The organism is Aureimonas endophytica (assembly GCF_014642635.1).
GTDB classification, from domain to species: Bacteria; Pseudomonadota; Alphaproteobacteria; order Rhizobiales; family Rhizobiaceae; genus Plantimonas; species Plantimonas endophytica.
On sequence record NZ_BMIQ01000001.1, the window covers coordinates 347,303 to 369,246 of the forward strand.

Genomic DNA, 21,944 nt, shown 5'->3' on the forward strand with positions numbered 1-21,944 from the left:
CATGGCGAAGATCAAGGTCGACGGCACCGAAATCGAGGTCCCGGACCATTACACGCTGCTGCAGGCGGCGGAGGAGGCGGGCGCCGAGATCCCGCGCTTCTGCTTCCATGAACGTCTCTCGATCGCCGGCAATTGCCGCATGTGTCTGATCGAGGTGAAGGGCGGCCCGCCGAAGCCGGCGGCCTCCTGCGCCATGGGCGTGCGCGACCTGCGTCCCGGTCCGAATGGCGAGGCGCCCGAGATCTTCACCAACACCCCGATGGTGAAGAAGGCCCGCGAGGGCGTGATGGAATTCCTGCTGATCAATCACCCGCTCGACTGCCCGATCTGCGATCAGGGCGGCGAATGCGATCTGCAGGACCAGGCCATGGCCTACGGCGTCTCGGCCTCGCGCTATCGCGAGAACAAGCGCGCCGTCGAGGACAAGTATATCGGCCCGCTCGTCAAGACGATCATGACGCGCTGCATCCACTGCACGCGCTGCGTCCGCTTCACGACGGAGGTCGCCGGCATTTCCGAGCTCGGCCTCGTCGGTCGCGGCGAGGATGCCGAGATCACCACCTATCTCGAACAGGCGATGACCTCCGAACTCCAGGGCAATGTCATCGACCTCTGCCCGGTCGGCGCCCTGACCTCGCGGCCCTACGCCTTCCAGGCGCGCCCCTGGGAGCTGACGAAGACCGAGACGATCGACGTCATGGACGCGGTTGGCTCGTCGATCCGCGTCGATACGCGCGGCCGCGAGGTGATGCGCATCCTGCCGCGCACCAACGAGGCGATCAACGAGGAGTGGATCTCCGACAAGACCCGCTTCGTCTGGGACGGGCTGCGCACGCAGCGGCTCGACAAGCCCTATATCCGTGAGAACGGGCGTCTGGTGCCGGCGAGCTGGCCGGAGGCCTTCGCGGCCATCAAGGCGAAGGTTGCGGCGGCTCCCGCCGAGCGCATCGGCGCCCTTGCCGGCGATCTCGCGGCGGTCGAAGACATGTGGGCGCTGAAGCGGCTCCTCGAGACGCTCGGCTCGTCCAATTTCGACTGCCGCCAGGACGGATCGCGCCTCGATCCGGCGAATGGCCGCGCGTCCTATCTCTTCAACACGACGATCGCCGGGATCGAGGAGGCCGACGCGCTGCTGATCGTCGGCGCCAATCCGCGCTTCGAGGCCTCTGTCCTCAATGCCCGCATTCGCCGGCGCTGGCGCCAGGGCAACTTCCCCGTCGCCGTCATCGGCACGAAGGAAGACCTGCGCTACGAGGCGCTCTATCTCGGCGCCGGGGTCGACACGCTGTCGGACATCGCCGGCGCCAGCCGCGAGTTCCACGACGCGATGACGGCGGCCAAGAAGCCGATGATCATCGTCGGCGGCACCGCGCTGACGGGCGGTGAGGGGGCGAATGTCCTCGGCCTCGTCGTGAAGCTCGCGCACGAGTTCGGCGTGATCGCCGAGGGCTGGAACGGCTTCAACGTGCTGCACACCGCCGCCTCGCGGGTGGGTGGTCTCGATATCGGCTTCGTGCCGCAGAATGGCGGGCCGACGGCGCTCGACATGGCGGGCGGGGCGGTCGATGTCCTGTTCAACCTCGGCGCCGACGAGATCGACGTCGCGCCGGGCGCCTTCGTGGTCTATGTCGGTACGCATGGCGACAAGGGCGCCCATCGCGCCGACGTCATCCTGCCGGCCGCCGCCTATACGGAGAAGTCGGGCACCTGGGTGAATGTCGAGGGGCGGGCCCAGACCGGCTCCCGAGCGTCCTTCCCGCCGGGCGACGCGCGCGAGGACTGGGCGATCTTCCGCGCCCTCTCGGCGGTGCTCGGCAAGCCGCTGCCCTTCGATTCGCTCGGCGCGCTGCGCCGGGAGATCTATGCGGCGCATCCGAACTATCAGACCGACGCGATCGTCCCGGCCGATGCGAGCGGGCTGCGCGGGCTCGTGGAGCGCACCACCGTTCCGGCGCGCGGCGCGACCTTCGCCTCTTCGGTGGGCGACTTCTATCTGACGAACCCGATCGCCCGCGCCTCGAAGGTCATGGCCGAATGCTCGCGCCTCGCGCGCGCCGAGCATCTCGAAGCGGCCGAGTAGGAGGGAAACACATATGGAATTCTTCTCCCTCTATCTTTGGCCTGCCATCGTCATCCTGGCGCAGAGCGTTCTCTTCCTCGTCGTTCTCCTCGTCCTCATCGCCTATATCCTGCTCGCCGATCGTAAGATCTGGGCGGCGGTGCAGATGCGGCGCGGGCCGAATGTCGTCGGGCCCTTCGGCCTGTTCCAGTCCTTCGCCGATCTCCTGAAGTTCGTGCTGAAGGAGCCGGTGATTCCGGCGACGGCCGACAAGCCGGTCTTCCTCCTCGCGCCTTTGGTGGCGGTGACGCTGGCCCTCGCGACCTTCGCGGTCGTGCCGGTGGCGCATGGCTGGGTGATCGCCGACATCAATATCGGCATCCTCTACATCTTCGCGATCTCCTCTCTGGAGGTCTATGGCGTGATCATGGGCGGCTGGGCGTCGAATTCGAAATACGCCTTCCTCGGCGCGCTGCGCTCGGCGGCGCAGATGGTGTCCTATGAGGTCTCGATCGGCTTCGTCATCGTCACCGTCCTCCTTTGCGTGGGCTCGCTGAACCTGACCAATATCGTGCTCGCGCAGCAGACGGGCGTCGGCACGATGGTCGGCCTGCCGAACACGTTCCTCGACTGGCACTGGCTCAGCCTGTTCCCGATGTTCATCGTGTTCTTCATCTCGGCGCTCGCCGAGACGAACCGGCCGCCTTTCGATCTGCCGGAAGCGGAATCCGAGCTCGTCGCCGGCTTCATGGTCGAATATGGCTCGACCCCTTACATGATGTTCATGCTCGGCGAGTATGCCGCCATCACGCTGATGTGCTGCCTGACGACCATCCTCTTCCTCGGAGGCTGGCTGCCGCCTTTCAACTTCGCGCCCTTCACCTGGGTGCCGGGCGTCATCTGGTTCCTCGCCAAGGTCGCGCTCGTCTTCTTCATGTTCGCGCTGGTGAAGGCCTTCGTGCCTCGCTACCGCTACGATCAGCTGATGCGTCTCGGCTGGAAGGTGTTCCTGCCGATCTCCATCGCGATGGTCGTCATCACCGCCTTCGTCGTGAAGCTCACGGGTGCGACCGGCTGATCGCCGGCCGCGCCCCCGCCAGACGCCTCGAACCGTTCAGGCCCGCCATGAATGCCATCGCACAGACCGTCCGTTCGCTCTTCCTCGCCGAGTTCGTCGGGGCGATCAAACTGACCATGCGCTACTTCTTCGCCCCGAAGTCGACTGTGAACTATCCCTTCGAGAAAGGGCCGGTCAGCCCGCGCTTCCGGGGTGAGCACGCGCTGCGTCGCTATCCGAACGGCGAGGAACGCTGCATCGCCTGCAAGCTGTGCGAGGCGATCTGCCCGGCCCAGGCGATCACCATCGAGGCCGGTCCGCGCCGCAACGACGGCACGCGCCGCACGGTGCGCTACGACATCGACATGGTGAAATGCATCTATTGTGGCTTCTGTCAGGAAGCCTGCCCGGTGGACGCCATCGTCGAGGGGCCGAATTTCGAATTCTCGACGGAAACCCGCGAGGAGCTCTACTACGACAAGGAGAAGCTTCTCGCGAACGGCGACCGCTGGGAGCGGGAAATCGCGCAGAACATTGCGCTCGACGCGCCTTATCGCTAAGCCCCGGGCCGGGCACCCGCGACGCGGGCCAGCCCGACTCTTCACCGAAATGCCGCTCCGGGCCTTCCCGGTTCAACGCTTCCAAGGACACCGGCGATGCTCGGCCTGCAGGCGCTCTTCTTCTACATCTTTGCCCTGATCGCGGTCGGCTCGGCGATTCTCGTCGTGTTCTCGCGCAATCCCGTGCATTCCGTTCTGTTCCTGATCCTCACCTTCGTGGCGGCGGCGGGACTGTTCCTTCTAACGGGCGCCGAATTCCTCGCGCTGATCCTGATCGTCGTCTATGTCGGCGCCGTCGCGGTGCTGTTCCTTTTCGTCGTGATGATGCTGGACGTCGACTTCCTCGCTCTGAAGCGGGGGGCGCTCAGCTACGCGCCGATCGGCGCAATCATCGGCTTCGTCCTGCTCGCCGAGCTGATCATCGCAGTGTCCGGCGCCTACATCACTCCGAGCCCGTCGGTCGCCACCGCGCTGCCGATGCCGCCGATCGAGCAGGTCAGCAATATCGAGGCGCTCGGCCACGTTCTCTACACCCGCTACATCCTGTTCTTCCAGCTCGCGGCGCTGATCCTCTTCGTCGCCATGATCGGCGCCATCGTCCTGACGCTGCGCCACACGGCGCGGCTGCGCAAGCAGTCGATCCCGGCGCAGGTCGCCCGCAATCCGGCGACGGCGGTCGAGATCCGCAAGGTCAAGAGCGGCCAGGGCATCTGAGGAAGGTCTGAAACCATGGAAATCGGCCTTGGCCAATATCTCACCGTCGGCGCCATCCTCTTCGTCACCGGCGTCTTCGGCATCTTCCTGAACCGGAAGAACATCATCACCATCCTGATGTCCGTCGAGCTGATCCTGCTCTCGGTCAATCTCAATCTGGTGGCGTTCTCCGCCTTCCTCCACGACCTCGCGGGGCAGGTCTTCGCGCTGTTCATTCTCACCGTCGCCGCCGCCGAGGCAGCGATCGGTCTCGCCATCCTCGTGGTGTTCTTCCGCAATCGCGGATCGATCGCCGTCGAGGACGTGTCCACGATGAAAGGCTGACCGGCCGATGTATGCCCTTATCGTCCTCCTGCCGTTCCTCGGCTTCCTGACGGTCGGCTTCTTCGGCAACGCGATCGGCGCCAAGGCCTCCGAATATCTGACCTCCGGCTTCATGATCGCGGCCGCGGTCCTGTCCTGGATCGGCTTCATCGCCTATGGCTTCGGCGAAGGCGAGGTGATCCATGTGACCATCCTCGAATGGATGCGCATCGGCTCGCTCGACGTGTCCTGGGCGCTGCGCATCGACCGTCTGACGCTCGTCATGCTGGTCGTCGTCAACAGCGTCTCGGCCTTGGTGCATGTCTATTCGATCGGCTACATGCACCACGATCCGCATAGGCCGCGCTTCTTCTGCTACCTGTCGCTCTTCACCTTCGCCATGCTGATGCTGGTGACGTCGAACAACCTCGTGCAGATGTTCTTCGGCTGGGAAGGCGTCGGTCTCGCCTCCTACCTCCTGATCGGCTTCTGGTATAAGCGGCCGTCGGCCAGCGCCGCCGCGATGAAGGCCTTCATCGTCAACCGCGTCGGCGATTTCGGCTTCGCGCTCGGCATCTTCGGCGTCTTCGTGCTCTTCGGTTCGCTGAACTTCGACACGATCTTCGCCGGCGCCGCCGATCTCGCCGCCAAGATGGGCGAGGGCGGCGAGGCCGGAGCCGCGCCGATTTTCCACTTCGCCAGCTACACGCTGACGACGAGCGGCTTCGTCACCGCCATCTGCCTGCTGCTCTTCGTCGGCGCGATGGGCAAGTCGGCCCAGCTCGGCCTCCACACCTGGCTGCCGGACGCGATGGAGGGCCCGACGCCCGTCTCCGCCCTGATCCATGCGGCGACGATGGTCACCGCCGGCGTGTTCATGCTGGCCCGCATGTCGCCGCTCTTCGAACTCTCGCATACGGCGCTGACCGTTGTGACCTTCGTCGGCGCGAGCACGGCCTTCTTCGCCGCCACCGTCGGCCTGGTGCAGAACGACATCAAGCGCGTCATCGCCTATTCGACCTGTTCGCAGCTCGGCTACATGTTCGCCGCGCTCGGCGTCGGCGCCTACGGCCCGGCGATCTTCCACCTCTTCACGCATGCCTTCTTCAAGGCGCTGCTCTTCCTCGGCGCCGGCTCGGTCATCCATGCCGTGTCGGACGAGCAGGACATGCGCAACATGGGCGGGCTGCGCAAGCACATCCCGAAGACCTATTGGATGATGGTGATCGGCACGCTGGCGCTGACCGGCTTCCCCTTCACTGCAGGCTACTACTCCAAGGACGCGATCATCGAGGCGACCTTCGCTGGCGACAACATCTTCGCGATCTATGCCTGCGGCCTCACCATCATCGCGGCGCTCCTGACCAGCTTCTATTCCTGGCGCCTGATCTTCATGACCTTCCACGGCAAGCCGCGCGCGAGCCACGAGGTCATGCATCACATCCACGAGTCGCCGCCGGTGATGCTGGTGCCGCTCTATATCCTGGCGGCCGGTGCGCTCCTTGCCGGCATCGTCTTCGAGCGCTTCTTCGTCGGCGAGGGCTATGGCGAGTTCTGGCACGCCGCGCTCTTCACCGGCGCCGAGAACCACGTTCTGCACGAGATGCACGAGACGCCGTTTCTGATCGCGATCGCGCCCTTCGTCGCGATGGTCGTCGGCTTCGCGCTCGCCTATCTCTTCTACATCCGTTCGCCGCAGCGTCCGGCGCAGATCGCGGCGCGCAACCGCGGCCTGTACCAGTTCCTCCTGAACAAGTGGTACTTCGACGAGCTCTACGACTTCCTGTTCGTACGCTCGGCCAAGGCCATCGGCCGCTTCTTCTGGAAGACCGGCGATCAGAAGATCATCGACGGCCTCGGCCCGGATGGCGTCTCGGCCCGCGTGCTCGATGTCACCGACCGCGTGGTGCGGCTGCAGTCGGGCTATCTCTATCACTATGCGTTCGCGATGCTGATCGGCATCGCGGCCCTCGTCACCCTGATGATGGTCGGAGGCCGTTGAGGTCCATGGACTTCCCGATTCTCTCGCTCGTCACCTTCCTGCCGCTGGTGGGCGTGGCGCTGATCGCCTTCACCAGCGACGCGACGCCGGAAGGCCGCCACAACATCCGGCGCATCGCGCTGATCACCACGGTCTTCACCTTCGTCGTCTCGCTGCTCATCTGGATCGGCTTCGACAAGTCGCAGGCCGGCTTCCAGATGGTCGAGCATCTCGACTGGATGGGGCAGGGCGGCATCAGCTATCACATGGGCGTCGACGGCATCTCGATGCTGTTCGTCATCCTCACGACCTTCCTCATGCCGATCTGCATCCTGGCGAGCTGGGAATCGGTCCAGAAGCGCGTGAAGGAATATCTGATCGCCTTCCTGCTGCTTGAGGTGCTGGTCGTCGGCGTGTTCTGCGCGCTCGACATCGTGCTCTTCTATATCTTCTTCGAAGGCAGCCTGATCCCGATGTTCATCATCATCGGCGTCTGGGGCGGAAAGCGGCGCGTCTATGCCAGCTACAAGTTCTTCCTCTACACCTTCCTTGGCTCGGTGCTGATGCTCGTCGCCATCATGGCGATGTACTGGACGGCGGGCACGAGCTCGATCCCGGACATGCTCAGCTACAAGTTCCCGGCCTCGATGCAGACTTGGCTGTGGCTCGCTTTCTTCGCCTCCTTCGCGGTGAAGATGCCGATGTGGCCGGTCCATACCTGGTTGCCCGACGCGCATGTCGAGGCGCCGACGGCGGGCTCGGTCATTCTGGCGGGTATCCTTCTGAAGCTCGGCGGCTACGGCTTCCTGCGCTTCTCGCTGCCGATGTTCCCGCTGGCCTCGGACTACTTCTCGACGCTCGTCTTTACGCTCTCCGTCGTCGCGATCATCTACACCTCGCTGACCGCGCTGATGCAGGAGGACATCAAGAAGCTGATCGCCTATTCGTCCGTCGCCCATATGGGCTTCGTGACGATGGGAATCTTCGCGGCGAACGAGCAGGGTGTGCAGGGCGCCTTGTTCCAGATGCTCAGCCACGGCCTCGTCTCCGGCGCGCTCTTCCTCTGCGTCGGCGTCGTCTACGATCGCATCCACACCCGCGAGATCGACGCCTATGGCGGTCTCGTGAACCGGATGCCCGGCTATGCCGCCGCCTTCCTGATCTTCACCATGGCGAATGTCGGCCTGCCGGGCACGAGCGGCTTCATCGGCGAATTCCTGACGATGCTCGGCGTCTATCGCGTCAACACCTGGGTGGCGATCTTCGCCGCGACGGGCGTGATCTGGTCGGCGGCCTATGCGCTCTGGCTTTATCGCCGGGTGATCTTCGGCGCGCTGACCAAGGAGACGCTGAAGGACATCCTCGATCTGACGCCGCGCGAGAAGGCGCTGCTCTACCCGCTGGCGATCCTCACGGTCTTCTTCGGCGTCTATCCGGCTCCGGTCTTCCATGCGACCGAGGCCTCGGTGCAGGCGCTTCTCCAGAACTATACGGCGGCGCTCGAAGCCGCCACTTCCGTCGCCCAGGCGGCGAACTGAGCGGAACGTCCGATGACCCAAGCCTTCTCCGCCAGCCTTGCCATCGCCGCGCCCGAGGTCATCCTCGGGATCGGCGCCATGGTTCTCCTGATGATCGGCGTCTTCACGGGCGAGCGTAGCGCGCGCTTCATGACGACGCTGAGCGTCGTCCTGCTCTTCGTCACGGCGCTCTGGCTGATCTTCGCGACGCCGGACGGACGCGCCTTCGACGGATCGTTCGAGCTCGACGCCTTCGCCCGCTTCATGAAGATCCTCGTGCTGATCGGCTCCGCCGCGACGATGATCCTCACCGTCGGCTATGCCGAATCCGATCACTTCAACCGCTTCGAGTTCCCGGTCATCATCTGTCTGTCGACGGTCGGCATGATGGTGATGGTCTCGGCCGGCGACCTGATCGCGCTCTATATGGGCCTCGAACTGCAATCGCTCGCCGCCTACGTGATCGCCGCCTTCCACCGCGACTCCGTGAAGTCCACCGAGGCGGGCCTCAAATATTTCGTGCTCGGCGCGCTGTCCTCGGGCATCCTCCTCTACGGCGCCTCCATGGTCTACGGCTTCACCGGCCAGATCGAGTTCGAGGCGATCGCCCGGGCCCTGTCCGGCGAGACCCGCTCGGTCGGCCTCCTGGTCGGCCTCGTCTTCGTCATCGCCGGCCTCTCCTTCAAGCTGTCGCTGGTGCCGTTCCATATGTGGACGCCGGACGTCTACGAGGGCTCGCCGACGCCGGTCACTGCCTTCTTCGCCTCCGCGCCGAAGGTCGCCGCGATGGGCCTCCTCACGCGTTTCACGATGGAAGGGTTCGGCCCCTTCGTCGCCGACTGGCGGCAGGTTCTCGTCTTCGTGTCGATCCTGTCGATGGCCTTCGGCGCCTTCGCGGCGATCGGCCAGACCAACATCAAGCGCCTGATGGCCTATTCCTCCATCGGCCATATGGGCTACGCGCTGGTCGGGCTTTCGGCGGGCGATGCCGCCGGTGTGCGCGGCGTCGCGGTCTACATGGCCATCTACATGACGATGACGCTCGGCGTCTTTGCGGTCGTCATGGCGATGCGTCGCCGCGAGGGCCAGACGCAGGACGTCTACGAGCTGAAGGGCCTTTCCCAGACCAACCCGTCGATGGCGCTGGCGCTGACCGTCTTGATGCTGTCGCTGGCCGGCCTGCCGCCGCTCGGCGGGTTCATCGCCAAATACTACGTCTTCATGGCGGCGGTCGGCGCGGGCCTCTGGCCGCTGGCGATCATCGGCGTCGTCACTTCCGTGGTCAGCCTTTTCTACTATCTGCGCATCGTGAAGGTGATGTGGTTCGACGAGCCGGCGGCGGGCTTCGTGCCGGCGAGCCTCGAACTGCGCGGCGTGCTCGCGGTTTCGACCCTCTTCATCTTCCCCGTATACATCTTCTTCGCCGGCCCGATCCTCGCGGCGGCGCAGACGGCGGCGAGCAGCTTCTTTTGAGCAGGAAGCAATGACGGAGCCTGGAAAGGCCCTTGATCGGGAGGCTCCGGCGGCGCGCGTATTTCACGCCGCCGCCGGAGCGCTTTGACGCATGCGCTTCGCTCTGGCGCCTGGCGCCGCGCTCGCCGGCTATCGGCTCGAAACGCATGAGACGATCGGCTCGACCAACGCTCTGGCGCTGGAACGCGCCGCGAAAGGCGAGGCGGGTCCGCTCTGGATCGTCTCGCCGCACCAGCAGGCCGGACGCGGTCGGCGTGGTCGAGCCTGGGCGACGGAGCCCGGCAATCTCGCCGCGACGCTGCTGATCCGCCCGGATGTGCCGCTGCGCGAGGCGGCGACACTCGGCTTCGTCGCGGGCCTCTCGCTGTCCGATGCCTTGAATGCCGTCATGCCGGACGAGAAGCGGATTGCGATCGGCCTCGACGGCGGTTCGGTGGCGGGCGGCGGACGCTTCGCTCTCAAATGGCCGAACGACGTCCTGGCCGATGGCGCCAAGCTGTCGGGCATTCTATTGGAGTCGGTCGTTCTGGCCTCGGGCGCCTATGCGCTGGCGATCGGCATCGGCGTGAACGTCGCGCATCACCCGGACGATCTGCCCTATCCGGCCACCTCGCTGCGGGCCCTCGGGGCAAAGGTCGATGCGGCGATGCTGTTCCTGGCGTTGTCGGATGCCTGGATGGAGAATATCCGGCTCTGGGCGGATGGTCGCGGCCTTCGCGATATCCGCCAGAAATGGCTAGCTCGCGCGGCCGGAATCGGCGCCGAGGTCGCGGTGCGCGTCGACGGCGCGGTTCTGCGCGGTATGTTCGAGACGATCGATGAGGACTGCCGTTTCGTCATTCGCTTGGCGGACGGAAACACAACAAGCATCGCGGCCGGGGACGTCCATTTCGGCGCGGTCGCATCGGCGGGCGCCAGCCCGCGAGCAGGGGATTGATGGCGAATAGGACTGAACCGGAACTCGTGTTCCTGCCGCTCGGCGGCGTCGGCGAAATCGGAATGAACCTCGCGCTCTACGGCTTCGGCCCGGCGCAGGACCGTGAATGGATCATCGTCGATTGCGGCGTGTCCTTCGCGGGGCCGGAATTTCCCGGCGTGGAGCTCGTACTGCCGAACATCTCGTTCATCGAGGCGCAGCGCGACCGGCTGCGCGGCATCGTCATCACCCACGCGCACGAGGACCATTACGGCGCGCTCCTCAGCCTCTGGCCGCGCCTCCAGGTGCCGGTCCATGCGACGCCCTTCACGGCGGGCATGCTACAAGCCAAGCGCGAGGGCGAGCCGGGCGCGCCGAAGATTCCGGTCACCGTGTTCCGGGCGGGCGACCGGTTCTCGCTCGGCGCCTTCGATATCGAAGCGGTGAACGTCACCCATTCGATCCCCGAACCGGTGGCGCTCGCCATCCGCACCCCGCTCGGCACGGTTCTGCACACGGGCGATTGGAAGATTGACGCGCATCCGGCGCTCGGCCGTCCGACGGACGAGACGCGCCTGCGCGAGATCGGCCGCGAGGGCGTGCTGGCGCTGATCTGCGATTCGACCAATGCGATGCGCGAGGGCATTTCGCCGAGCGAGTCGGAGGTCGGCGCCTCGCTGAAGGAGATCATCGAGAAGGCGCCCGGCCGCGTCGCCGTCACCACCTTCTCGTCCAATGTCGGGCGCATCCGGGCCGTTGCGCAGGCGGCGGCGGAGGCGGGGCGCCAGACGCTGCTGATGGGACGCTCGATGAAGCGGGTGGTCGATGTGGCGCAGGAGGTCGGCTATCTGGAGGGCCTGCCGCCCTTCGTCGCGGAAAGCGAGTTCGGCTATATCCCGCGCGAGAAGGCGGTGATCCTGATGACGGGCAGCCAGGGCGAGCCGCGCGCGGCGCTTGCCCGCATCGCCCGCGACGACCATCCGCAGATCGCGCTGTCCAAGGGCGATCTGGTGATCTTTTCGTCCCGCACCATCCCGGGCAACGAGCGCGGCATCATCGACATCCAGAACCGGCTGATCGAGCGCGGCATCGAAGTGCTCGAGGACCGCGATGCGCTCGTGCATGTCTCCGGCCATCCGCGCCGCGCCGAACTGCGGCAGATGTACGAATGGGTGCGCCCGACGATCGCCGTGCCGGTGCATGGCGAGGCGGCGCATCTGGCGGCGCATGCCGAACTTGCCGAGTCGCTCGGAGTGTCGCAGGTGGCGAAGGTGCGGGATGGGCGCATGCTGCGTCTCGCGCCCGGCGCGGCCGAGATCATCGACGAGGTGCCGTTCGGCCGCATCTACAAGGACGGGCTGCTGATCGGCGGCGAAGAGGAGATGGGCATCGCCGAGCGTCGGCGCCTGTCCTTCGTCGGCCATGTCTGCATCTTGGTCGAACTCACCGCCAATCTGGAACTCCGCGACGATCCCGACGTCGTCTGCCTCGGCCTGCCGAAGGCGGACGAAGAGGGCGAGGAGATGGAGGAGATTCTGATCGACGCCGTGGCGGAGGCGATCGAGAGCATTCCCCGCCAGCGGCGCAAGGACCTGGAACTGGTGCGCGAAGCGGCGCGGCGGGCGGCCCGGGCGGCGGCGAACGAGGTCTGGGGCAAGAAGCCGCTGATCACCGTCTTCGTCACGCGGGCCTGACGGCGGGACCGCGTCTCGGCCGTCTCACTTTCGTCGGATAGGTCTCGTCCCATCCGGATGCGGGAGATCGCGGCTTTGCGATCTACCGCTTCGCGGCGGAGCGGCAGGATAGAATGGGCTGGATCAACGCGCTCGCGATCTACTTCATCATCTGGTGGACGGCGCTCTTCGCGATCCTGCCGATCGGTATCCGCTCGCAGCGCGACGAAGGCGAGATGATCCTTGGCACCGAGCATGGCGCCCCGGTGAATTTCAGCTTCTGGCGCAAGGCGTTCTGGACGACGGTCGTCTCGACGCTGGTCTTCGCAGCCTATTACTTCGTGACGGAAGTGCTCGGCATCGGGATCGACAGCTTTCCGAACTTCATCCCCGACAGGCTCTGATACCGGCCCGTTTCTGGGCCGAATTCCCGGTGTGGTTCAGGCGACGGCGAAAAACGCTCCGGGCTTCGGCGACCCCCGTGAAAGCAGGCGTCTTGGAGGCCAGACGCTAACACGCCGCTGCAGCGCACAAAAAAATGCAAGGCCGAAGCCTTGCATGAAATCTTCCGGTCCGGGTTTCACGCCAGATCGTTTGTCCGGGGCAGCGGCGGAACGCCGCGCCGAAAACCTCGCCCTCCCAAGCTTAGACCGGCTGCCGACGTCTTGGAAACGTCGTTTTATGCTCACAAACGCTAGTCGCTCCGTTACCGCTTGTCACGTCGTTTCTCAACTTTGTGACGATTCGCGATGGAGAAGGTGAAAAATTCGGCAAAAGGTGCAAGCGCTTTGGGCAAAACCGCCATCGGCTTTCCAACGGAGCGCGGGGCCGTTAAGAGGTTCCATCCGGCGCGACCCTGCCGGCGGGCTGTCCATTTCCGCGCCATCCTGCCGTCGTAGATCGCGTCCATGCGGTTGTTGTGAGCCCGAAAGCCGAAGCCCCGATGCGTCTGTCGCAATACTTCCTTCCCATCCTCAAGGAGACCCCGAAGGAGGCGGAGATCGTCTCGCATCGGCTGATGCTGCGGGCCGGCATGATCCGCCAGCAGGCCGCCGGCATCTATTCCTGGCTGCCGCTCGGCAAGCGCGTTCTCGACAAGGTCTGCCGGATCGTGCGGGAGGAGCAGGACCGCTCCGGCGCGCTGGAGATCATGATGCCGACGATCCAGTCGGCCGATCTCTGGCGGGAAAGCGGCCGCTACGACGACTATGGCAAGGAGATGCTGCGCATCGAGGACCGTCACGAGCGCGAACTGCTCTACGGCCCGACCAACGAGGAGATGGTGACGGACATCTTCCGCTCCTATGTCCGCTCCTACAAGGACCTGCCGCTCAACCTCTATCATATCCAGTGGAAGTTCCGCGACGAGGTGCGGCCGCGCTTCGGCGTGATGCGCTCGCGCGAGTTCCTGATGAAGGACGCCTATTCCTTCGATCTCGATCAGGAAGCGGCGCGCAACGCCTATAACCGGATGTTCGTCGCCTATCTGCGCACCTTCACGCGCTGCGGGTTGCAGGCGATCCCGATGCGCGCCGATACCGGGCCAATCGGCGGCGATCTCAGCCACGAATTCATCATCCTCGCCTCGACCGGCGAAAGCGCCGTCTTCTGCCATCGCGACTATCTCGACCTGAAGGTCCCGTCCGAGGATGTCGATTTCCGCGATCCGCAGAAGCTCGCCGAGATCGTGACGACCTGGACGACGCCCTATGCGGCGACGGAGGAGATGCACGACGAGGCCGCCTGGGGCACGGTGCCGGAAGGCGAGAAGCTCGCCGCGCGCGGCATCGAGGTCGGCCATATCTTCTATTTCGGCACCAAATATTCCGCTCCGATGGGCGCGGTGGTGACGGGGCCGGACGGCAAGGACGTGCCGGTCCATATGGGCTCCTACGGCATCGGTCCGAGCCGTCTCATCGCGGCGATCATCGAGGCGAGCCATGACGAGGCCGGCATCATTTGGCCGAAGTCGGTCGCGCCCTTCGATGTCGGCATCGTCAACATGAAGCCGGGCGATGCCGAATGCGACGCGGCCTGCGACCAGCTCTATCGCGAGCTCGGCGCGGCGGGGCTCGACGTGCTGCTCGACGACGAGGACAGCCGGGCCGGGGCCAAGTTCGCGACGATGGATCTCATCGGCCTCCCGGTCCAGGTCATCATCGGCCCGCGCGGCGCGAAGGCCGGCGAGGCGGAGGTGAAGATCCGCGCGACGGGCGAGCGCGAGACCGTGCCGCTTTCCGGCCTCGTCGGGCGCCTCACCGCGTGAGCAGCGCGACGCTGGAGGCGGCGGTCGTCGGGGCGCGGGCGAAGACGAAACCCTTCTCGCGCTTCGAGTGGATGATCGCTGCACGCTATCTGCGCTCGCGCCGGCGCGATGCCGGCGTGTCGGTGATCGCCGGCTTCTCCTTCGTCGGCATCATGCTCGGCGTCGCCGCGCTCATCATCGTCATGTCGGTGATGAACGGCTTCCGCGCCGAGTTGCAGGTGCGCATTCTCGGCGTCAACGGCCATGTCGTGATGCGCGACATCGACACGCCCTTCACCGACTATGCGGAGGTGACGGAGCGGGTGGAGAAGGTGCCGGGCGTGACCTTCGCCATGCCCGTGGTCGAGGGTCAGGTGCTCGTCACCGGCGCGACGGACGTGAAGTCCTTCTCGCTGGTCAAGGGCGTGCGCGGCGCCGATCTCGCCAAGCTCACCCCCGTCGCCTCGAACATCAAGATCGGCACGATCGAGGATTTCGATCAGAGCGGCGGCGTGGCGATCGGCACGCGGCTCGCCCAGGCGCTCGGCCTGCAGCTCGGCGACAAGATCACGCTCATCGCGCCGGAAGGCGATTCGACGCCGCTCGGCACCGTGCCACGCGTGAAGTCCTATCCCGTCACCGCCATCTTCGAGATCGGCCTCTCGGATTTCGACGCGGCCTATGTCTACATGCCGCTCTCCGAGGCGCAGCTCTTCTTCAACCAAGAGGGCAGGGTCGGCTCGATCGAGATCTTCACCGACAAGCCGGACCGCGTCGCCGATCTCCAGACGCCCGTCGAGGCGGCCGCCGGGCGGCCGAACTACACTTCCACCTGGCAGACCGACAACCAGGCCTTCTTCTCGGCGCTTCAGGTCGAGCGGAACGTCATGTTCATCATCCTGACGCTGATCATCCTCGTCGCGGCGCTGAACATCATCTCCGGCCTCTTCATGCTGGTGAAGGACAAGGGGCGCGACATCGCCATCCTGCGCACCATGGGGGCGACGCGCGGCTCGGTCATGCGGGTCTTTCTCATCACCGGGGCCTCGATCGGCGTCGCCGGCACGCTGGCGGGTCTCGTCCTCGGCGTCCTCTTCTGCCTGAACATCGAGGAGATCCGGCAGTTCTTCTCCTGGCTGTCCGGCACCGTGCTCTTCAACCCGCAATTCTACTTCCTGTCGAAGCTGCCGGCGGAGATCGATTCCGGCGAGGTCGTCAGCGTCATCGCCATGGCGCTCGGCCTGTCGCTGCTCGCCACCATCCTTCCGTCCTGGAAGGCCTCCAAGCTCGATCCGGTCGAGGCGCTCCGATACGAATGACCGATGCGTCCAAGTCCCTGCGTCTTCAGGGCATCCAGCGCCATTTCGGCGAAGGCGAAACCCGGCTCGACGTCCTGACCGGCGTCGATTTCGCCATCGAGGCCGGCGAGATGGTGGCGCTCGTCGCGCCCTCCGGCACCGGCAAGTCCACCCTCCTGCACATCGCCGGCTTGCTGGAGCGGCCGGATGCCGGCGAGGTCTATGTCAACGGCCTCGCCTGCGGCTCGCTGGACGATGCCCGGCGCACCGAGATGCGGCGCCAGTCGATCGGCTTCGTCTACCAGTTCCACCATCTCCTGCCGGAATTCTCGGCGCTGGAGAACATCATGCTGCCGCAGATGATCGGCGGCCTGCATCGCAAGGAAGCGGCCGACCGGGCGCGGCAGCTGCTCGACTATATGCGCATCGGCAAGCGGGCGACGCATCGCCCGGCCGAACTGTCGGGCGGCGAGCAGCAGCGCGTCGCCATCGCCCGGGCCGTCGCCAACAACCCTTACGTGCTTCTCGCCGACGAACCGACGGGCAATCTCGATCCGAAGACCTCGCATTACGTCTTCGACGCCTTGACCGCGCTGGTGCGCCAGTCGGGCGTCGCGGCGCTGATCGCGACGCATAATCACGAGCTTGCCGCGCGCATGGATCGCGTTATCACCCTCGAAGGGGGGCGGGTCGTTCCCTATTCCATCGAATAGGGGATCGCGTTCGGCATGCAGACGGTCGCCCTCGTTCTCGCGCTGCTGCTCGCCGTCACGCTGTCCCGCTCGCTGGCGCGGCTGACTCGCTGCCCGCTGCCGCTCGTTCAGATTGGCCTCGGCGTCCTCTTCGCGCTCGGACCGTTGCCGAGCGTCGAACTGGAGCCCGAGATCTTCTTCCTCGTCCTCCTGCCGCCGCTGCTCTTCATCGACGGGTGGCGCATCCCGAAGCGCGACCTCTTCCGCGACGGACGGCTGATCGTCGCGCTGGCGATCGGCCTCGTCATCTTCACCGTCGTCGGCATGGGCTATTTCATCCATTGGATGATCCCGGCGATGCCGCTCGCCGTCGCCTTCGCCCTCGCGGCGGTGCTGTCGCCGACCGATCCGGTGGCCGTCGCCTCCGTCGCCTCGAGCGCGCCGATTCCCCGGCGCCTCATGCACATCCTCGAAGGCGAATCGCTCTTCAACGATGCGTCGGGCCTCGTCTGCCTGCGCTTCGCCATCCTGGCGGCGACGACGGGCAGCTTCTCGTTGAGCGAGGCGGCGGCGAGCTTCGTCTGGCTGGCGGTCGGCGGCATCGCCGTCGGCGTTCTCGGCACCTTCGCCGTCACGCAGCTCCAGCGTGTCCTCACCGCCCATATCGGCGAGGATGGCGGTACGCTGACGCTGCTCAGCCTCCTCATTCCCTTCGGCGTCTATCTCCTCGCCGAGGCGATCGGCGGCTCCGGCATCCTCGCGGTCGCGGCGGGCGGGGTCGCGATGAGCTTCGTGGAAGCCGGCGGCCGGGCGCAGGCCCTGACCCGCATGCGCCGCACCGCCGTCTGGGACACGGTGGAGCTCGCCGCCAATGGCGCGATCTTCGTCATTCTCGGCGAGCAGCTGCCGCGTATCGTCCAGGACGCGACGGCGACGATCGGCGCGGATGGCAGCGGAGCGTTGACGCTCGTCCTCTATGTCGTGGCGATCAACCTCGTTCTCGTCCTCCTGCGCTTCCTCTGGGTGTGGGCGACGGTCCATGTCGTGCGCATCCGGCTGCGCTTCATGAAGATGGAGGCGCGCACGGTTTCCCCGCAGCTCGTGCTCGCGACGACGCTGGCCGGCGTCAAGGGCACGGTGACTCTGGCCGGCATCCTCACCCTGCCGGTCGTACTGGCCGACGGCTCGCCCTTTCCGGCCCGCAATCTGGCGATCGTTCTCGCCATGAGCGTCATCCTCTCGACCCTCCTCATCGCGACCGTCCTCCTGCCGCCGATCCTGTCGCATCTGCGCCTCGAGGCGGAGGCCGACGACGACGAACGCCTAGCCTTCGAGGCGAGCGGCGCGGCGGCGCGCCAGGCGATCGAGGCCAAGCACGACCTGTTGCTGAAGGATGGCGGCGACGCCGAACTCCTCGCCGAAGCCGCCGCCCGCGCGCTGCACCGCTACGAGCGGCGCGAGGGCGGAGCCGGCACCGACGACGCGACGGTGGCACGGGCGAGGCACATACGGCGCGCGGCGCGCGAGCTGCAGCTGGCCGGCCTCGAAGCCGAGCGACGTTCGCTCTTCACGCTGCTGCGGCGTCGGCAGGTGGATGACGGCGTCGTGCGCCGGCTCGTGCGCCAGGTCGATCTCCTCGAAGCACGGCTGCGCGAGGATTGAACAGAAAGACTTAACCATGCCGAAGGCCTCCCGGCCTTCGCCTTGACTCGCGCTCGCGAAAGGGACAAAACAAGAACGAACAAAGGGAGAACGAACATGGCGATGATCCTGAAGGATGTGGCGTCCCTCGCGGCGGTGGCGATGTTCCTGATGAGCTTCGGCCTGCTTCTCTCGGTCGTCTGAGGCAAAGCCCGCGGCTGTCCCGAAACCTGTGGGCAAGGGAGGGGCGGACTCGACAGGACCAAGCCCGCGAGCGAAAACTGGCACCTTTGTAAGGGCATGCCGACGAGGACGCGATGGCCGAGAGCACGGAGCCGACGGCGAAGGCGGCGAAGGGGCTGCGTTTCGTTCACCTGCGTTGCCACAGCGCCTTTTCCCTTCTCGAAGGGGCGCTGCGGATCGATCAGATCATCAAGCATGCAAAGGCCGACGGCGCGCCCGCCATCGGCATCGCCGACACGAACAATCTCTTCGGCGCGCTTGAATTCTCGGAAAAGGCGGCGAAATCCGGCATTCAGCCGATCATCGGTTGCCAGCTCGAAGTCGATTTCGGCGATGCGGAGGCCGATGGCGGGCCGGGACGCGACCGATCGCCGCTCGTCGGCTTCCCGCCGCTGGTCTTCATCGCGGCGACGGAGAGGGGCTACGAGAATCTCGTCGAGATCGTCTCGATGGCCTATCTCCAGCATGAGAACAACAGCCGCCCCCATGTGCTCTTCGACTGGCTGACGAACCATGCCGAGGGAATCGTCGTCCTGTCCGGCGGTCCGCTTGGGCCGATCGGCACCGCCATCCAGGCGGGGCGGGGAGCGATCGCGCGGCGGCGCCTGGAGCGCCTCGCCGAACTCTTCGGCGACCGGCTCTATGTCGAATTGCAGCGCCAGAAGTCCCATAGCCGCCGGATCGAATCCGAGACGCTGGAACTCGCCTATGCGCTCGGCCTGCCGATCGTCGCGACCAACGAGCCCTTCTTCACCTGTCCGGACGATTTCGACGCGCATGACGCGTTGATCGCCGTCGCCAGCAATAAGCTGGTGAGCCAGGAGGACCGGCGGCGGCTGACCGCCGATCATTGCCTGAAGTCGCAGGACGAGATGGCGAAGCTCTTTGCCGATCTGCCGGAGGCCCTGGAAAACACGATCGAGGTCGCCCGCCGCTGTTCCTACCGGGTGCGGACGCGCAAGCCGATCCTGCCGCGCTTCGCCGGCGCGGATGCCGACGCGCTGGAGGCGGAGCGGGCGGAGGCGGCCGAGATGCGGCGCCAGGCGGTGGAGGGGCTGGAAGCCCGGCTCGCCGCCCATGGCACGGCGCCCGGCCAGACCGAGCAGGATTATCGCGACCGGCTGGAATACGAGCTCGGCATCATCGAGCGCATGAAGTTCCCCGGCTACTTCCTGATCGTGGCGGACTTCATCAAATGGGCGAAGGCGCACGGCATTCCGGTCGGGCCGGGGCGCGGCTCGGGCGCCGGCTCGCTCGTCGCCTGGTCGCTGACGATCACCGATCTCGACCCCTTGCGCTTCTCGCTGCTCTTCGAGCGCTTCCTCAATCCCGACCGCGTCTCGATGCCGGATTTCGACATCGACTTCTGCCAGGAGCGGCGCGGCGAGGTGATCCGCTACGTCCAGGAGAAATACGGGCGCAGCCAGGTCGGGCAGATCATCACCTTCGGAACGCTGCAGGCGCGCGCCTGCCTGCGCGATGTCGGGCGCGTCCTCGAAATGTCCTACGGGCAGGTCGACAAGCTCTGCAAGATGGTGCCGGCGAACCCCGCCAATCCGGTCACGCTCGCCCAGGCGATCGAGGGCGAGCCGCGCCTGCAGGAGGCGCGCGAGAAGGAGGAGATCGTCGGCCGTCTCCTGTCGATCGCGCTGAAGCTCGAAGGCCTCTACCGCCACGCCTCGACTCACGCGGCCGGCATCGTCATCGGCGACCGGCCGCTGCATCGGCTGGTGCCGATGTATCGCGATCCGCGCTCCGACATGCCGGTCACCCAGTTCAACATGAAATGGGTGGAACAGGCGGGGCTGGTGAAGTTCGACTTCCTTGGCCTTAAGACGCTGACCGTGCTCCAGACCGCCGTCGCGCTGATCGCGCGGCGCGGCGTCGACATCGATCTCGGCAAGCTGCCTTTGGAGGACAAGCCGACCTTCGACATGCTGACGCGCGGCGAGACGGTCGGCGTGTTCCAGGTGGAATCGGCCGGCATGCGCAAGGCGCTGATCGGCATGCGGCCCGACCAGCTGGAGGATATCATCGCCCTCGTCGCCCTCTACCGGCCGGGGCCGATGGAGAACATCCCGACCTACAATGCCCGCAAGCACAAGGAGGAGGAGCCGGACTTCCTCCATCCGAAGATCGAGCACATCCTGAAGGAGACGCAGGGCGTCATCATCTATCAGGAACAGGTGATGCAGATCGCCCAGGTCCTGTCCGGCTATTCGCTCGGCGAAGCCGATCTCCTGCGCCGCGCCATGGGCAAGAAGATCCGCGCCGAGATGGACACGCAGCGCGTCCGCTTCGTCGACGGCGCGGTGAAGAACGGGCTGGACAAGGCCCAGGCCAACACGATCTTCGACCTCCTGGCGAAATTCGCCGATTACGGCTTCAACAAGAGCCACGCCGCCGCCTATGCGCTGGTCACCTACCAGACGGCCTATCTGAAGGCGAACTATCCGACCGAGTTCCTCGCCGCCTCGATGACGCTCGACGTCGGCAATACGGAAAAGCTCAACGAATTCCGACGCGACGCGGTGCGGCTCGGCATCGAGATCGTCGCGCCCTCCGTCCAGACCTCGCACAAGGTCTTCGAGGTGGAGGAGAACCGCATCTTCTATTCGCTCGCCGCCATCAAGGGCGTCGGCGAGCAGGCGGTGGAACATATCGTCGAGATGCGCGGCAGGGACGGCTTCCGCTCGCTGGAGGACTTCTGCGCCAAGATCGATCCGAAGATCGTCAACAAGCGCACGCTGGAGAATCTCATCGCCGCCGGCGCGCTCGACTGCTTCGGCCGCGACCGCGCGCTGCTCGTCGCCAATATCGACCGGCTCAGCGGCTATGCCGCCTGGCGCAGCGAGGGCCGGGCGTCGGGCCAGGACGACATGTTCGGCGGAGGCGGGAGCAAGGGCGAGCTGGAGACCCTGCATCTGGCCGAATCGAAGAAATGGACGTCGTCCGAGCGGCTGATGCGCGAGTTCCAGGCGATCGGCTTCTACCTCTCGGCCCATCCGCTCGACGAATATGCCGACACGCTGAAGCGCCTGCATGTGCAGACCTATGCCGATGTCGTCGCGGCGGTGCGCCGCGGCGCGAGCGCCGGCCGCGTCGCCGGCACCGTCGTGTCCCGCCAGGAGCGGCGTACCCGCACGGGCGGCAAGCTCGGCATCGTCATCCTGTCCGATCCGAGCGGGCAATACGAGGTCGTGCTGTTTTCCGAGACGCTCACGCAATATCGCGACATGCTGGAGCCCGGCGCCTCAGTGATCCTCATCGTCTCGGCGGAGGAGCGACCGGAGGGCATCTCCATGCGGGCCCAAAGCGTCCAGTCGCTGGAGGACGAGGCGGTGCGGACGCAGAAGTCGCTGCGCGTCTTCATGAAGGAGGCGCGGCCCTTCGACGCCTTCCGCAAGGAGCTTCAGGCCGGGGGCGACGCCGAGGTCTCGCTGGTGCTGATCCGCGAGAGCGGCGAGCGCGAGATCGAGATCGCGCTGCCGGGCAAATATCGCGTCTCGCCGCAGATGGCCGGCACGATCCGCGCGACCTCCGGCGTGATCGAGGTGGAACTCGCCTGACGC

Annotated in this window: 17 protein-coding genes; 16 read left to right on the top strand and 1 reads right to left on the bottom strand. The window is 65.9% G+C overall.

Annotation, left to right across the window (positions count from 1 at the left end; all coding sequences use genetic code 11):
- Position 1: 1 nt before the first annotated feature.
- The 11 genes from nuoG (at position 2) to IEY14_RS01855 (ending at position 12,657) form a co-directional block, all read left to right on the top strand.
- On the top strand, positions 2-2,080 hold the full coding sequence (gene nuoG, locus IEY14_RS01805) for an NADH-quinone oxidoreductase subunit NuoG (RefSeq protein WP_188906508.1): 2,079 nt from the start codon (positions 2-4) through the stop codon (positions 2,078-2,080).
- Positions 2,081-2,093: 13 nt separating this feature from the next.
- Entirely contained in the window at positions 2,094-3,137 is a 1,044-nt protein-coding gene (nuoH, locus tag IEY14_RS01810) for an NADH-quinone oxidoreductase subunit NuoH (RefSeq protein WP_188906509.1), read from the top strand.
- A gap of 47 nt (positions 3,138-3,184) precedes the next feature.
- A complete protein-coding gene (nuoI, locus tag IEY14_RS01815) occupies positions 3,185-3,676 on the top strand; it encodes an NADH-quinone oxidoreductase subunit NuoI (RefSeq protein ID WP_188906510.1) in 492 nt (163 codons plus the stop codon).
- Positions 3,677-3,772: 96 nt separating this feature from the next.
- A complete protein-coding gene (locus tag IEY14_RS01820; protein WP_188906511.1) occupies positions 3,773-4,390 on the top strand; it encodes an NADH-quinone oxidoreductase subunit J in 618 nt (205 codons plus the stop codon).
- Between the two features lie 15 nt (positions 4,391-4,405).
- Entirely contained in the window at positions 4,406-4,714 is a 309-nt protein-coding gene (nuoK, locus tag IEY14_RS01825) for an NADH-quinone oxidoreductase subunit NuoK (protein WP_188906512.1), read from the top strand.
- A 7-nt stretch (positions 4,715-4,721) separates the two neighbouring features.
- The gene (gene nuoL, locus IEY14_RS01830; RefSeq protein WP_188906513.1) at positions 4,722-6,695 is read left to right on the top strand and encodes an NADH-quinone oxidoreductase subunit L; all 1,974 of its coding nucleotides are present in this window, start codon (positions 4,722-4,724) and stop codon (positions 6,693-6,695) included.
- A gap of 5 nt (positions 6,696-6,700) precedes the next feature.
- Positions 6,701-8,212 (top strand): NADH-quinone oxidoreductase subunit M, encoded by a 1,512-nt coding sequence (locus tag IEY14_RS01835; RefSeq protein WP_188906514.1) that lies wholly within the window; start codon positions 6,701-6,703, stop codon positions 8,210-8,212.
- Between the two features lie 12 nt (positions 8,213-8,224).
- Positions 8,225-9,664 (top strand): NADH-quinone oxidoreductase subunit NuoN, encoded by a 1,440-nt coding sequence (nuoN, locus tag IEY14_RS01840; RefSeq protein ID WP_188906515.1) that lies wholly within the window; start codon positions 8,225-8,227, stop codon positions 9,662-9,664.
- Positions 9,665-9,755: 91 nt separating this feature from the next.
- Positions 9,756-10,601, top strand: coding sequence for a biotin--[acetyl-CoA-carboxylase] ligase (locus IEY14_RS01845; RefSeq protein ID WP_188906516.1), 846 nt, complete (start codon positions 9,756-9,758; stop codon positions 10,599-10,601).
- Positions 10,601-12,274 (top strand): ribonuclease J, encoded by a 1,674-nt coding sequence (locus IEY14_RS01850; protein ID WP_188906517.1) that lies wholly within the window; start codon positions 10,601-10,603, stop codon positions 12,272-12,274. Before IEY14_RS01845 ends, IEY14_RS01850 begins: the two co-directional genes overlap by 1 nt.
- Positions 12,275-12,387: 113 nt before the next feature.
- Positions 12,388-12,657 carry a DUF1467 family protein gene (locus IEY14_RS01855; protein WP_188906518.1) on the top strand — a complete coding sequence of 90 codons (270 nt, stop codon included), beginning with the start codon at positions 12,388-12,390 and terminating at the stop codon, positions 12,655-12,657.
- 302 nt (positions 12,658-12,959) lie between these two features.
- Here the strand turns inward: IEY14_RS01855 and IEY14_RS01860 are convergent, their stop codons facing one another.
- Positions 12,960-13,163, bottom strand: a complete 204-nt coding sequence (locus IEY14_RS01860; protein WP_188906519.1) for a hypothetical protein — start codon at positions 13,161-13,163, stop codon at positions 12,960-12,962.
- Between the two features lie 33 nt (positions 13,164-13,196).
- Between IEY14_RS01860 and proS the strand changes: the two genes are divergently transcribed.
- From proS to dnaE, 5 genes are all read left to right on the top strand, one after another.
- On the top strand, positions 13,197-14,519 hold the full coding sequence (gene proS / locus IEY14_RS01865) for a proline--tRNA ligase (protein ID WP_188906520.1): 1,323 nt from the start codon (positions 13,197-13,199) through the stop codon (positions 14,517-14,519).
- Positions 14,520-14,590: 71 nt separating this feature from the next.
- Positions 14,591-15,817, top strand: a complete 1,227-nt coding sequence (locus IEY14_RS01870) for a lipoprotein-releasing ABC transporter permease subunit (protein WP_188907345.1) — start codon at positions 14,591-14,593, stop codon at positions 15,815-15,817.
- Positions 15,814-16,509, top strand: coding sequence for an ABC transporter ATP-binding protein (locus tag IEY14_RS01875; protein WP_188906521.1), 696 nt, complete (start codon positions 15,814-15,816; stop codon positions 16,507-16,509). The genes IEY14_RS01870 and IEY14_RS01875 overlap by 4 nt, the downstream gene beginning before the upstream one ends.
- A 15-nt stretch (positions 16,510-16,524) precedes the next feature.
- Complete coding sequence (locus IEY14_RS01880; RefSeq protein WP_188906522.1) at positions 16,525-18,150, top strand: Na+/H+ antiporter; 1,626 nt, start codon at positions 16,525-16,527, stop codon at positions 18,148-18,150.
- 296 nt (positions 18,151-18,446) lie between these two features.
- Positions 18,447-21,941, top strand: coding sequence for a DNA polymerase III subunit alpha (dnaE, locus tag IEY14_RS01885; RefSeq protein WP_188906523.1), 3,495 nt, complete (start codon positions 18,447-18,449; stop codon positions 21,939-21,941).
- The last annotated feature ends 3 nt before the right edge of the window (positions 21,942-21,944 follow it).

Coding starts and splice junctions, on each gene's coding strand:
- nuoL (WP_188906513.1), top strand. CDS start 4,722: ATGTATGCCCTTATCGTCCTCCTGCCGTTCCTCGGCTTCCTGACGGTC.
- nuoH (WP_188906509.1), top strand. CDS start 2,094: ATGGAATTCTTCTCCCTCTATCTTTGGCCTGCCATCGTCATCCTGGCG.
- IEY14_RS01855 (WP_188906518.1), top strand. CDS start 12,388: ATGGGCTGGATCAACGCGCTCGCGATCTACTTCATCATCTGGTGGACG.
- IEY14_RS01870 (WP_188907345.1), top strand. CDS start 14,591: ATGATCGCTGCACGCTATCTGCGCTCGCGCCGGCGCGATGCCGGCGTG.
- IEY14_RS01850 (WP_188906517.1), top strand. CDS start 10,601: ATGGCGAATAGGACTGAACCGGAACTCGTGTTCCTGCCGCTCGGCGGC.
- nuoK (WP_188906512.1), top strand. CDS start 4,406: ATGGAAATCGGCCTTGGCCAATATCTCACCGTCGGCGCCATCCTCTTC.
- IEY14_RS01880 (WP_188906522.1), top strand. CDS start 16,525: ATGCAGACGGTCGCCCTCGTTCTCGCGCTGCTGCTCGCCGTCACGCTG.
- dnaE (WP_188906523.1), top strand. CDS start 18,447: ATGGCCGAGAGCACGGAGCCGACGGCGAAGGCGGCGAAGGGGCTGCGT.
- IEY14_RS01835 (WP_188906514.1), top strand. CDS start 6,701: ATGGACTTCCCGATTCTCTCGCTCGTCACCTTCCTGCCGCTGGTGGGC.
- nuoG (WP_188906508.1), top strand. CDS start 2: ATGGCGAAGATCAAGGTCGACGGCACCGAAATCGAGGTCCCGGACCAT.
- IEY14_RS01845 (WP_188906516.1), top strand. CDS start 9,756: ATGCGCTTCGCTCTGGCGCCTGGCGCCGCGCTCGCCGGCTATCGGCTC.
- IEY14_RS01875 (WP_188906521.1), top strand. CDS start 15,814: ATGACCGATGCGTCCAAGTCCCTGCGTCTTCAGGGCATCCAGCGCCAT.
- nuoN (WP_188906515.1), top strand. CDS start 8,225: ATGACCCAAGCCTTCTCCGCCAGCCTTGCCATCGCCGCGCCCGAGGTC.
- IEY14_RS01860 (WP_188906519.1), bottom strand. CDS start 13,163: ATGGACGCGATCTACGACGGCAGGATGGCGCGGAAATGGACAGCCCGC.
- nuoI (WP_188906510.1), top strand. CDS start 3,185: ATGAATGCCATCGCACAGACCGTCCGTTCGCTCTTCCTCGCCGAGTTC.
- proS (WP_188906520.1), top strand. CDS start 13,197: ATGCGTCTGTCGCAATACTTCCTTCCCATCCTCAAGGAGACCCCGAAG.
- IEY14_RS01820 (WP_188906511.1), top strand. CDS start 3,773: ATGCTCGGCCTGCAGGCGCTCTTCTTCTACATCTTTGCCCTGATCGCG.